This window comes from Mangrovibacter phragmitis, assembly GCF_040429585.1.
GTDB lineage: Bacteria > Pseudomonadota > Gammaproteobacteria > Enterobacterales > Enterobacteriaceae > Mangrovibacter > Mangrovibacter phragmitis.
Map to the genome: position 1 here is coordinate 2,265,202 of NZ_CP134782.1, position 12,307 is coordinate 2,277,508.

Sequence of the window (12,307 nt, forward strand, 5' to 3'; positions counted from 1 at the left end):
GCGGTTATGCATTATCGGTTTTTATTATGGCTATCGTTTGCCCGGGCTCGATGGCATCACCATTTTGTATAGTTATTTCTGCTATCGTGCCTTCCACTTCAGCAAACACTTCACTAAATTGTTTCATCACTTCAATTAAGCCAATAACCGTATCTGCAGACACTACCTGACCGGGCTCAACAAAAGGTTTGGCGTCCGGTGATGGCTGGCGATAAAAAACACCAGGCAGAGGTGATACAACTTCAAAATCAGACATATTTTTCTCCAGATGATATTTATTTCGCCGCACTCGGGGAGGTAATTTCCACACCGTGGTGAATGAGTGCCGTTTTTACTGCACTAATAATTTCCAGAGCACCGGGGGTGTCGCTATGAATACAAATAGAATCAAAATTAATTGAGATAATATTACCGGTTACTGTTTTCACTTTTCCTTCAAGGCATGCCAGGAGAACTTTATCGACAATATCCTGTACCTTCAGGTAACCGGTATTGCGGGTGAAAACGATAACGCCTTGATCATCATAGGCCCTGTCTGCATAGAACTCGGTAACCACAGGCTGCCCCAGTTGCTGCGCCGAGCGCCAGACAGCGGTATTCTTCATGCAATACAGACAGAGTTTGCTGTCCAGTTGGTGTAATGTTTCCACAAACTGTTGCGCCGCAACTTCATCACGCGCCAGGTGCATATACAATGCACCGTGGGGTTTTATATGCTGCAATGGCAAACCAGACAAACTGGCAAATTCCCGCAACGCACCCAACTGATAAATAATATCGTTGATTAACTCACCTGCAGGGATAGATAAATGGCGCCGCCCAAAACCCTGTAAATCACGAAACCCAGGGTGCGCGCCAATTGCCACATTATTTATTTTCGCCTGTTCAATTGTTTTGCGCATAATATTTGGGTCACCAGCATGAAAACCAGTAGCAATATTAGCAGAGCTGATAACTGACATTAATGCGTCATCGACACCATCGCCAATCACCCATGAACCAAAGCTTTCACCTATATCTGAGTTAATGTCTACTCTTTTCATCATATATATTTCTTATTTATCGCAGGAGTTGTTTATTTAATATATGAGTATTTATTTTCATTCGGAAAGTAGTATTTTTAGATGGCGTAATATCAGAAAATCAGAAGGCTTAACATACTCAGCCTTTTAAGCCATGTGCCCCATAATACAGAGGAAGATGTTGATGCTAACCTTGCGCCAGGTTCGTTATTTTGTTGCCACCGCAGAGATGGGGCAAATCTCACTCGCTGCCGTTCACCTGAATATTTCGCAGTCAGCAGTAACGGGAGCCATTAAGGAACTGGAGCAGTTGTTGGGGAAAAAGCTGTTTTCCCGCTCTGTGCATGGCATGGTGCTGACCGGGCACGGCAACCACTTTCTCAACCATGCCTACACCATTTTGCAAACCGTCGATAATGCGGTGCGCAGCGTGCCGGTTAACGATAACGGTGTACGGGGAACCCTGCGCCTGGCAGCCAGTTACACAGTTATTGGTTATTTTTTGCCTTTCCATTTGCAGCGCCTGGCGCAGGACTATCCACATATCGATATTCAACTGTTTGAGTATGAGCGCCAGGATATTGAACAGGGGTTGCTGGGCCACTCACTGGACATGGCGCTGGTACTGACCGGTAACTTACGCCACCAGGATATCTACGCAGAAACGCTGTTTAACTCCACCCGGCGTTTATGGTTGCCTTCGCACCACCCGCTCTGTGCTAAATCACAAGTTACGCTGGAAGACGTTGCTGGGGAGCCATTTATCATGCTGACAGTAGACGAAGCCGCGGACAGCGCCATGCGCTACTGGGAGGAAGCCGGGTTTCGCCCGGATATCATATTGCGCACCAGCTCCGTTGAAGCCGTACGCAGCATGGTCGCAAACGGTTCTGGCATCGCAATTTTGTCTGACCTGGTGTACCGCCCGTGGTCTTTAGAAGGCCGACGAATTGAAACACGCTCGCTGGTGAATAACGTGCACCCGATGGGGGTTGGACTGGCCTGGCGAAATGACACCGAGTTCACGCCTGCCATGCTGGCGCTGCGCGAATATTTCCGCAGTGCGTTTATTACCCAGCAAATTAACATGGTGAGGCGTTAATGGAGGTGCCGGTAGTGGGCAGGTAACAGGCCTTCCTGCCCCGGAGCTGCATCTGCATTTATGCAAAATTAGACAGTTTTTGCCCGGCAAGTATCAGTTCGTCCAGCAGCATTTTGCGACGTTCTGGCGAAGTGTCACGGCTAACCATAAAACAGACGGCGGCAACGGCCTGGCCATGACGCGAACAGACGGGCGCTGCCATACAGCAAGTAAAACTCTCAGATAGCCCTTCGGTAAGGCAATACCCCTGGTGGCCGGCACGATGTACATCGTCAAGAAAAGCCTGTTTATCCAGCACCTGCCCACCGGCAAGCCGGTAATCCTGTTCTGGGATCAAATCAAGAATAGCGCTGTCAGACCAGTGGCTGAGCAACAAACGCCCGGTCGCTGTCCAGGGAATGGGTACACGGACACCAATATCCGAGGTAATTTTAAACGGATGGGCATTACTGCTTTCCGACAACACGACGGTGTACTTATTCCCCTCAAGCATGCACAACTGCACTGTTTCACCATGCTGTGCAACAAGTTCAACCATCAGTTGATGCGCTCGCCTGATCAGATCGTTATGCGCCATGTAATCCGCACCATAATAGTGCATTTCCCGGCCAAAAAAGACATTGCCATCCTGGTCCTGTTCAACCAGGCCGGCCTCACTGAGCAAACTGACCAGCTCGTAAACACTGGAGCGTGGAGCGCCAGTTGCCTGAATCAGGGAGCGAACAGGCATAGGTTGACGGGCAATATGCAACTGCCGAAAAATATCGATAACCCGGTCAACACCACGCGCCCGTGACGATTTTTCATCCGGCATAAACTAACTCTCCTGTTGTAATGGTACCAGGGTAATACACTAAAAAAGAGAAGCATCATACACTGCCATCGGCATATTACACACCTTGGAGCCATATTTTATTTATGTCGCACAGGTCACAGAATTGCCTTATGCTCTTTATTGGTGCCTCATTTTAGTGCTTTTATAATTAAACCTCAAAATCCATCTATTTAAATGAAATTACCTGCCTGATTGCTCCGGTTATTATTTTATTCCATCTGATAAAAATTAATTAATTTCACCTGAAGCTATTGCAAAAGAAAAATAGCTGTGCAAACCTTGCTCTATCCGGTATCGCAGACATGAGTCTGGTATATCAGACAATGAAATATACAGTTAATTCTGGGCATATTTTTCCTGTCATGAAAGGAGCGAATTTGCATGACAATAAAACGTTATGGCATTGAAGGTGGCACTGGTACCGGCGGGCAAAAACTGCCTTTTGCCCGCGCTGTTGAAGCCGATGGTTGGTTATTTATTTCCGGTCAGACCCCTATGCGCGATGGGGAAGTGGTTGAAGGCAGTATCATTGAACAAAGCAGGCTGGCCTTTGAGAACTGCCTCACCATTATGCGTGAAGCCGGGTTCCAGGTAGAAGATGTGGTACATGTAACGGCTGTACTTACTGACGCTCGTTATTTCAGTTCGTTCAACAAGGTATTCAGTGAAATATTCAGTGGCACACCTCCTGCGCGCATCTGCAGTGTTCAGGATTTGGTTGTTGACTGCAAAGTAGAAGTGGATATGAAGTGCTTCCGCTCAGACCGTAAATAATTATTTTTATTAAATTTAACACCAGCATACTTTTAATATATTACGCCAACACCAGGGCACCCTTTGGATTTTATAATTATCTTTACCAGTTGTTTTGATGATTTTCATTTTGCTGTGAAATAATTTTTTATATCACCTCCATCCAATAAGAGAGCATAAAAATGAATATACCATCCCTGAAAATCAGTGCCACTGTGGTTGCCAGCGCATTGATATTAGTAACACTGGCAGGCTGCACACCCACAGAAGAAAAAACGGGCGACAATGCCCAGCCGCAATCTGCGTTAAAAACAGTTCTGCAACGCGGCACTTTGCGAGTGGGCGATTGCCTGAGTTTTGCACCATTCGGGTTCTACGACAAACAAGGAAACCCGGATGGTTACGATGTTGACCTGGCAAAAGCACTGGCAAAACAGATGGGGGTAAAACTGGAAGTGGTGAATACCACCAGCGCCAACCGCATTCCTAATCTGCAAACCAATAAGGTCGATGTCGTTTTCTGCAATTTCACCCGCAATCTTGAGCGTGCGAAAGAAATCAGTTTCACACAGCCTTATGTTGTTGCCAGCGAGGCCATGCTGGTTCGGAAAAATAGCGGTATTCATTCTGCTCAGGATATGGGTGGAAAAACGATTGCTACCGTTAAAGGCTCAACAAATGGCGATGAAGTCCGCAACCTGGGTATTAATGTCAAAATTCAGGAGTACGACTCATCACAGGCAGCCATTCTGGCTGTGAAACAAGGCCAGGCCGACGCCATGATTGAAGATAACAACTTTCTGGCTTATCAGGCGAGCCTCGATCCTACGCTCACGGTAACCAACGAAGCCCTGGTGCCTTTGGAATACAACGCGTTTGGCGTGAAACAAGGCGACCAGGTTTGGGTTAATTATTTAAATGAGTTTCTGTTTGAAATTAATGCCTCCGGCGAAAACAGCAAACTTTATCAAAAATGGTTTGGCAGCAAACCACGTTACCCTCTGAACCCACAATATTGACCTCATGTGGCGCACAACAAGTGCGCCACAGTAAGGAGTGAAGAATGAGTTATCAATGGCTGACGTTGTGGCATTACGGGAGTACGTTTCTTTCCGCAGCATGGCTGACATTACAAGTCACCCTGCTGGCTTTTGCGCTATCGCTACTGCTTGGCATAGTGGCGGCGCTGGCCAAATCATCAGCATTCGCACCTGTTCGTTGGGTGAGCCACTGTTATGTAGAATTTATTCGTAATACCCCGGTTCTGCTGCAAATATTTATTGTGTTCTTCGGGCTGCCCTCTCTGGGCATCACCATGAGTGCATTCACCGCCGGTGTTCTGGCTCTGGGTATTAACATTGGGGCATATCTGTCTGAAGTCTTCCGCGCCGGGTTCCAGTCTGTATCCAGGGGGCAACTGGAAGCCGCATGGGTTCTGGGGATCCCCCGGCGGCAAATTTTCCTGAGCGTAGTGCTGCCCCAGGCACTCAGGGCGGTGTGGCCCGCCATTATCAATAACCTTATTCAGTTGTTGTTAGGCACTTCACTCCTGTCAGCTATTGCCTTGCCGGAACTGACCGGAACAGCCACTGTAATAAATGCCCGCACCCTGCTCTATGTCCAGACGTTTACCATTGTTGCCGCAATTTATTTGTTACTGAGCAACCTGTTTTCATGGGTTGGCAACCAGGTGGGTCGCCATATGTTTAATCCCCCGCTGGTGTCTCCGGTAAAAAAGCCCACAGGCAATCTGTTAAAACTAAAGCGCATTAATCCATTTAAACGGGGGACAGCATTATGACAGATATTATTCTCAGTGCATTTCCCATGCTTCTGAAAGGGTTAGGCACCACACTTCTGCTCTCTATTGCCGCAATAATTGGTAGCACGCTAACAGGCCTGCTTGCCGCTATTTTACGCACCAGCCAGTTGCCGGTTGCGAAACAGATTGCCTTGCTTTACACCGAGCTTTTCCGTGGTACACCTGTGCTGATTACGCTGATGTTTATCTACTTCGGTGTGGCCTATTTCGGCTATGAGATAAACCTGCTCGCAGCCGGTATTTTAGGGCTCAGTATTTATACCGGCGCCTATATTGCCGAGATATTCCGGGCAGGGATTGAAGCTGTACCAAAAGGTCAGTGGGAAGTTTCATGGATTCTGGGCTTATCCAAACGCCAGACATTCTTCAGCGTCATTCTGCCTCAAACACGGGGAATCGTATTACCACCATTAGTGGGCCAATACCTGTCGTTGATTAAGGATACTTCTATTATCAGCATGATAGGTATGTCTGAATTGATGCACCAGGGGCAAGCCATTGTCGACCGCATCGGCCAGCCCGTGGTGATTTACAGTCTGGTTGCCCTGTTCTATTTCATTATTTGTTTTCCGTTTTCTTATTGGGTTCAGCATCACCAAACCAGGAGCCAGTTATCATGAATAAATCTGCTATCAGCCTGAGCCGCATCACCAAATCTTTCGGTTCGACACAGGTACTGAAAGAGATAAGCCTCGATGTTATGCCCGGTGAAGTATTGGTGCTGATTGGTGCGTCCGGCTCAGGGAAAAGTACGGTATTGCGCATTATGAGTGGCCTTGAACATGCCGACGGCGGTGAGATCTGGGTCAACGATGTTCCCCTTCATGACAGTAAACGTAGCCGTGAGATTTGCGGACATGTTGGTATGGTTTTCCAACAATTCAATCTGTTTCCACACAAAACCGCATTAGGCAACGTCACACTGGCTCTGATTAAAGCGCAAAAAATGCCTGAATCTGAAGCAAATAAGCGTGGTATGGCTGCACTGGAGCGTGTTGGCCTTGCTGAACGCGCTAACCATTATCCGGCGCAGTTGTCGGGGGGGCAGCAGCAACGTGTCGCCATTGCGCGGGCTCTGGCCGTCGAACCTAAAATCATGTTTTTTGACGAAGCAACATCAGCACTTGACCCTGAACTGGTTGGTGAAGTGATGGAAGTGATGCGCAGCCTTGCCCGCGATGGAATGACCATGGTTGTCGTCACACACGAGATGGGGTTTGCAAGGAAAACAGCAGACCGGGTGGTATTTATGGATCAGGGCATCATTGCCGAGCAGGGTTCACCTGAGCAACTGTTTGTTAATCCGCAGAACCCTCGCACTCAGCAATTTTTATCGCGCGTACTTGAACATTGATTCCGGGAGAAACTATGTCGATTACATTTCCACTACAGGTTGACGGGCAACTGGACCCAATTCAGGAAGCGCCGCACTTCAAATCTGTTGCTGGCGCAGGTAATACCCCACTGGTTCCCGGCACACAGGTTCTGGATGGCAGCGCCACCTTTTCACCCATGATGGTGATGAAACAAGTCGCGCTGGAGAACAACCTGCAACAACTCGCCGCTTTCTGTAAAGAAAATGGCGTATTGCTGGCGGCTCACGGTAAAACATCGATGGCTCCGGCAATTTTACGGCGCGCAATTACTGAAGGTGGTGCCTGGGGTTTGAGTGCAGCAACCCCCGCTCAGGTGCGTGCATTACGCCAGTTTGGTATCCGTAACGTTTTTCTGGCAAACGAACTGGTTGACCCGGCAGGCATTCGCTGGATTGGGCAATGGCAGCAGCAACACCCTGATCACAGTTTTCTCTGCTATGTTGACTCATTGCGCGGAGTGCAGTTGCTGGAACAAAACCTGGGCACGACGCCAGTTTCCGTGCTACTGGAAATGTCTGTCTCCGGGGGGCGAACTGGTTGCCGCTCTCAACAGGCGGCGCTGGAAATTGCCCGGGCCATCCAGTCCAGCCCGGTACTTAACCTGGTTGGTGTGGCGGGATATGAAGGCGCACTGGGAGCCGGGCGTAACGCTGAAGGTATTGCGCAAATACAACAGTATTGTGAAATGCTGGTAGATACAGCACGCGTACTGGCGCAATCCCAGTTATTCAGTAGTGATACCATCATTCTGAGTGCCGGTGGCGGCGCCTGGTTTGATGTGGTTACCCACTGTTTTAAAAATGCCAGCCTGCCACTGCCTGTGGTGCCATTAATTCGGTCTGGCGCTTACATGGCCCATGATAATGGGCTGTATTCCCGTATTGCACCTTTCGCACAACCCGGCGCCACCCACCACTTTATGCCCGCGCTGGAAATTTGGGGGCGGGTATTGTCACGCCCGGAGCCTGGTCTGGCATTTGTTGATTTTGGCCGCCGGGATGTCCCCTTCGACCAGGATTTACCCAACCCACTATGGTTGCGTGACAGTAACGGCGCAAATCCGCGCAAGGCTGAACACCTGCGCATTAGTGAAGTCAACGACCAGCACGCTTACCTCATCCTGCCGGAAGGTGAAGTGTTGCAACCTGGCGACTGGGTGGGTTGTGGAATTTCGCATCCCTGCACCGCCTTTGACAAATGGCGTTATCTGCCGATGGTGGATGAAAATTATTGTGTTACCGATACCATAGAAACCGCCTTCTGATGCGGTCTGTTCCCGGTGAAGGCCCGGTTTTACCCGGCGCCTTTCACACCAGTGGCAGTTTATGATTTTCCCATGTTTTGCAGAACGCTTAACGCACGCTCCGCATCTTCAGCAGCAACAAACAGGTGGTCGTGATAAAACCCGGCCACCACATTACAACTTATTTGCTGAGCGGCTAACGCGCGAGAAAACGCAGCCGTCAGCCCAACGGCCTCCAAAGATGAGTGCACTTCAAGAGTTATCCATGCTGCCACGTAGTCGCACGGGAAGCCGGATTCACGGGCAACATCTTCCGGTAAAACCAGCGTAATACCTTCCTGCTCACGCACCACAACCACTGCGTGAGTCGCTAACTGTTCCGGTAATGTATTGGTCGTGCAAAAAACATAACGGCCAGGGTTATGGCGTGGTGATGCAGAAGCCAGCAGGCGCTCCAGGTTGGTTTCTCCAGACATTGTCTCTCCTGTTTAATCACTTTCTATTCAGTGACAGTAAACATAAACCGCATGGTATGCCACCCGTTAACACAAAAATCACCGTTAACAGTAATCAGCTAAGAAACCGGGCGGGAGGTGAGCCAGGTACCATTGCAACGGGCAGGTTCCCCACTTGCCTTTTCTGGCAAACGTTTTAATATCGCCCTGTTCACCTGAACCCCTGGATCAGCAGACAGGGCATAACTGAGCTGGCTCACCCTTTGTTTAACAACGCGTATTTTGCGCGTGAATACAGACAGGAGCCACTCATGGCCGCTCAACGTATCTGGTTAAAAAACCCGCTGGCAATCGCCCTTCCCGCTCACTGTGATGGCCGCGGAGGTATCGTGGTGGAAGGTAACCTGGTTGATGAAGTCATCCCGGCGGGTGGGCAACCCGCACGCCCCTGTGATGTCGTGTTTGATGCCCGCGAGCATGTGGTTCTGCCTGGGTTAATTAATGCCCACCACCACTTTTACCAAACCCTGACCCGCGCCTGGGCACCCGTGGTTAACCAACCCTTGTTTCCCTGGCTGAAAACGCTGTACCCGGTTTGGGCACGGCTGACACCAGAAGCACTGGCACTGGCAAGCCAGGTGGCAATGGCAGAGTTATTACTTTCCGGTTGTACCACAGTGAGCGACCACCACTATTTATTCCCCGGTGGGCTGGAATCTGCCATTGATATTCAAATTGAAGCCGTTAACCAGTTGGGTATGCGCGCCTTACTGACGCGAGGCTCCATGAATCTGGGCGAAGATCAGGGTGGCCTGCCACCGCGCCACACCATTCAGGACAGCGATACCATTCTGGAAGACAGCCTGCGCTTAGTAAAACGTTACCACCAGCGTGGGCCAGGTGCCCGTATCCAGATTGGTCTTGCTCCCTGCTCCCCGTTTTCGGTTACCCGTGAATTAATGCAGGAAATTGCCCGCCAGGCAGAAGTGCTGGATGTACGCCTGCATACCCATCTGGGTGAAACCAACGATGAGACACAATATTGTCTGGCCCATTTTGGGCAACGCTGTGTGGATTACCTTGAAGATGTGGGTTGGCTGAGTTCCCGGGTCTGGCTGGCGCACGGCATTCATTTCAATCAGCAAGAAATTGCCCGGCTGGGTGCTGCTCAGGTGGGGATTTGCCACTGCCCGGTGTCCAATATGCGCCTGGCCTCAGGGATTTGCCCCACAGTGGAACTGGAGCAGGCTGGCTGCCCGGTAGGCCTGGGCGTGGATGGTTCGGCTTCTAACGATGCGTCCAACCTGATGTCCGAAGCACGCCAGGCATTGTATTTGCAGCGCCTGCGCTATGGTGCCGGGGTTATCACCCCAGAGCGAGTCATTGGCTGGGCAACAACCGGCTCAGCCCGCTTGCTGGGGCGCACAGATATAGGCGAAATTGCGCCAGGAAAACAGGCAGACCTGGCACTCTTCCGCCCACAAGGGCTGGCATTCAGCGGCAGCCACTCGCCCCTGGACGCCCTGATATTGTGTGGAGCACAACAGGCAGACCGCGTGATGGTTGCCGGGGAGTGGCGTGTTACCAATGGCGAAATTATCGGCCTGGATATTCCTGAACTTATCAGTAAACACCAGGCTGCCGCCAGGCAGATAATTCGCCAGATTTAACCCGGTTTGTTTATTCCCCGGCAATGGTTAACCGGGGAAGCCCGAACGGTTACCCACATTAATGGCTGGCAACGACTGACGCAGCCATTGTTTTATCCAGAGGGCGATAAAAGTACCAGCCCTGAGAAAAGGCTTTTGGGATCTCACGGGAGATAAAATGCACCTGATAAAGATGTTCCACACCTTCAAAAACAATGTCTTTTTCTATTTCCCGTAACAGCACAATCAGGTTCATCAGGGTTTTGTTATTGATTGAATCTGTACCGATGGCATCGGTAATAAATTTATCAATTTTAATTTTGTCGTAATTGTTGCTGGTGAGCCACGAGATATTGGAATAACCGGTGCCAAAATCATCGATAGCGATATTGAAGCCGCGGTTACGTAATACACGCATGCCCACATCCACATCTTCTGTGGATGCATTAGCACGCTCTGTGATTTCCAGCACGACCTGATGTGGCGACAAGCCAACGACATTCACTAATTCGCTCAGATAATCAATAAATGTGACATCGCGAATATCATCCGGAATCACATTAATGCTGACAAACAAGTTATGTTTTTTCAGTGTCTCGCTAATTTCACGCAGTGCCATCTTTGTCACTATACGGGTAATTGCCTGCGCCTGCCCGGTCTGCTCTGCAAGGGGAATAAAGATATCCGGCGAAACATCACCCAGCAATGAATCACGCCAGCGAATCAGTGCCTCAAACCCCACTATTTCACCGGTTACCGTGCGGACAATCGGCTGGTAGACCAGTGAAAAGTTTTCATTCCGGATGGCTCTTTTCAGCCGAACATCCATAGACACCCGGCGGCGGCGGTAGAAAAACAGCAGATAACTGGCCGCCAGACCTGCTCCCAGCCCGGTACAAATCAGCGCAACCTGGCCCCAGGCAGGTAAATCTGTCACATCGTTAAGGACAGCACTGATTCGCACGCACATACTACCTTTGGGCCCACAGCGTTCGATCCCATAGACATCGCGCTTCAGACCCAGCCTGTCATACAAACGACCGACAGGCAGCGTACCAGACTGACGGATGACTTTGCCGGTTTCTTCCTGAACCAGTGAGAGCATCAGGCCATGCTCACGCACATTTCGGTCCATCGTTTCCATCATCATCGGGGAAACAAACAACACAATGTCACCACGGGTTATCACATCAGTAGCTATTCCCTTGCCCAGCAAAGACGCGTTATTGAACATCAACCCAGTGCCAATTTGCGTGACCACCTGGGGAACGGGCACCTGAACAGGCGGAAGCACCGCACCAGACGATGTGCAGGTCATCAAACCATGGTGCGAGATGCCAATTTCACGAATAAACTCATACTTCCATAAATCATTTTTTAGCTGTCTGACTGTATCCGGGGTACAACTCACATCGCTATATTTGTTATTGAGATGATTTAACGCACTACGAAATTCTTCCGCCACTTCCGAAACACGGTTAAGAATAATAACCGCACTGTTATCAATGACTCTTTGTTGGAGTACCCGGTATCCCCAGGAAACAACACACATAAAAACAACGAACACGCATAATGGGAAAACTGAAAACAGAAACCGTTTTTTTGCCCGCCATTTTCGCGCTTCGGACATATCTGTATCCCCTTTAAACAGAGAACTTATTAGTGCGCATCTGAATAATGATGCTTTAACACCCAATAACCAGCCAGGAGTTGTCAAAACACGAAGTTGTGATTTAACCACACTCAGCAACTTTTTCGAGATTTTTCCGCAAATCAGGCAAACACCACCCGGCATGACACACTCAAGGTAAAACGCCTGCTGGTAAAACGCTACCACTACGCGGTAAAGGGCGACATCATACAAGCCAGTTGCTGAGTTGAGTAGCCATAATCAATGAAAGGTTTTGGCTTGTTGGCCACCTACGCCTATTTTGGCGATTTTCTCCGCATGCAGAAGTGTTTACATTAAAACACGCTGCATTTTTCGGCTCACACGTTATTTTCCTTTGCCATTTTCAGTCTTTAAAAAATGCATTAACTCTTACCATTA

The 12,307-nt window shown here is 49.5% G+C and carries 13 protein-coding genes; 8 read left to right on the forward strand and 5 right to left on the reverse strand.

Annotated elements, in window-relative coordinates:
* Nucleotides 1-4: 4 nt before the first annotated feature.
* Nucleotides 5-256, reverse strand: a complete 252-nt coding sequence (locus tag MPHASIOC01_RS11085; protein WP_064594625.1) for an acetyl-CoA carboxylase — start codon at nucleotides 254-256, stop codon at nucleotides 5-7.
* A gap of 19 nt (nucleotides 257-275) precedes the next feature.
* On the reverse strand, nucleotides 276-1,046 hold the full coding sequence (locus MPHASIOC01_RS11090) for a 5-oxoprolinase subunit PxpA (RefSeq protein ID WP_353614618.1): 771 nt from the start codon (nucleotides 1,044-1,046) through the stop codon (nucleotides 276-278).
* A 160-nt stretch (nucleotides 1,047-1,206) separates the two neighbouring features.
* Between MPHASIOC01_RS11090 and MPHASIOC01_RS11095 the strand changes: the two genes are divergently transcribed.
* Entirely contained in the window at nucleotides 1,207-2,124 is a 918-nt protein-coding gene (locus MPHASIOC01_RS11095) for a LysR family transcriptional regulator (protein WP_064594627.1), read from the forward strand.
* Between the two features lie 58 nt (nucleotides 2,125-2,182).
* Here the strand turns inward: MPHASIOC01_RS11095 and MPHASIOC01_RS11100 are convergent, their stop codons facing one another.
* Nucleotides 2,183-2,938, reverse strand: coding sequence for an IclR family transcriptional regulator (locus MPHASIOC01_RS11100; protein WP_064594629.1), 756 nt, complete (start codon nucleotides 2,936-2,938; stop codon nucleotides 2,183-2,185).
* A gap of 402 nt (nucleotides 2,939-3,340) precedes the next feature.
* Here MPHASIOC01_RS11100 and MPHASIOC01_RS11105 point away from each other — a divergent pair, with 402 nt between their 5' ends.
* The 6 genes from MPHASIOC01_RS11105 (at nucleotide 3,341) to MPHASIOC01_RS11130 (ending at nucleotide 8,174) form a co-directional block, all read left to right on the forward strand.
* On the forward strand, nucleotides 3,341-3,733 hold the full coding sequence (locus MPHASIOC01_RS11105) for a RidA family protein (protein WP_064594631.1): 393 nt from the start codon (nucleotides 3,341-3,343) through the stop codon (nucleotides 3,731-3,733).
* A 161-nt stretch (nucleotides 3,734-3,894) separates the two neighbouring features.
* On the forward strand, nucleotides 3,895-4,731 hold the full coding sequence (locus tag MPHASIOC01_RS11110; protein ID WP_064594632.1) for a transporter substrate-binding domain-containing protein: 837 nt from the start codon (nucleotides 3,895-3,897) through the stop codon (nucleotides 4,729-4,731).
* Nucleotides 4,732-4,775: 44 nt separating this feature from the next.
* Nucleotides 4,776-5,513, forward strand: a complete 738-nt coding sequence (locus MPHASIOC01_RS11115) for an amino acid ABC transporter permease (protein ID WP_353614619.1) — start codon at nucleotides 4,776-4,778, stop codon at nucleotides 5,511-5,513.
* A complete protein-coding gene (locus tag MPHASIOC01_RS11120; protein ID WP_064594635.1) occupies nucleotides 5,510-6,154 on the forward strand; it encodes an amino acid ABC transporter permease in 645 nt (214 codons plus the stop codon). The genes MPHASIOC01_RS11115 and MPHASIOC01_RS11120 overlap by 4 nt, the downstream gene beginning before the upstream one ends.
* Nucleotides 6,151-6,888 (forward strand): amino acid ABC transporter ATP-binding protein, encoded by a 738-nt coding sequence (locus MPHASIOC01_RS11125; RefSeq protein WP_064594637.1) that lies wholly within the window; start codon nucleotides 6,151-6,153, stop codon nucleotides 6,886-6,888. The genes MPHASIOC01_RS11120 and MPHASIOC01_RS11125 overlap by 4 nt, the downstream gene beginning before the upstream one ends.
* 14 nt (nucleotides 6,889-6,902) lie before the next feature.
* Nucleotides 6,903-8,174: an alanine racemase gene (locus tag MPHASIOC01_RS11130; RefSeq protein ID WP_353614620.1), complete on the forward strand. Its 1,272-nt coding sequence runs from the start codon at nucleotides 6,903-6,905 to the stop codon at nucleotides 8,172-8,174.
* 59 nt (nucleotides 8,175-8,233) lie between these two features.
* Here the strand turns inward: MPHASIOC01_RS11130 and MPHASIOC01_RS11135 are convergent, their stop codons facing one another.
* Nucleotides 8,234-8,629 (reverse strand): ACT domain-containing protein, encoded by a 396-nt coding sequence (locus tag MPHASIOC01_RS11135; RefSeq protein WP_064594640.1) that lies wholly within the window; start codon nucleotides 8,627-8,629, stop codon nucleotides 8,234-8,236.
* 290 nt (nucleotides 8,630-8,919) lie between these two features.
* Between MPHASIOC01_RS11135 and MPHASIOC01_RS11140 the strand changes: the two genes are divergently transcribed.
* Nucleotides 8,920-10,278 carry an 8-oxoguanine deaminase gene (locus MPHASIOC01_RS11140; protein ID WP_353614621.1) on the forward strand — a complete coding sequence of 453 codons (1,359 nt, stop codon included), beginning with the start codon at nucleotides 8,920-8,922 and terminating at the stop codon, nucleotides 10,276-10,278.
* 58 nt (nucleotides 10,279-10,336) lie between these two features.
* Here the strand turns inward: MPHASIOC01_RS11140 and MPHASIOC01_RS11145 are convergent, their stop codons facing one another.
* Nucleotides 10,337-11,887, reverse strand: a complete 1,551-nt coding sequence (locus MPHASIOC01_RS11145) for an EAL domain-containing protein (RefSeq protein WP_353614622.1) — start codon at nucleotides 11,885-11,887, stop codon at nucleotides 10,337-10,339.
* Nucleotides 11,888-12,307 lie beyond the last annotated feature (420 nt).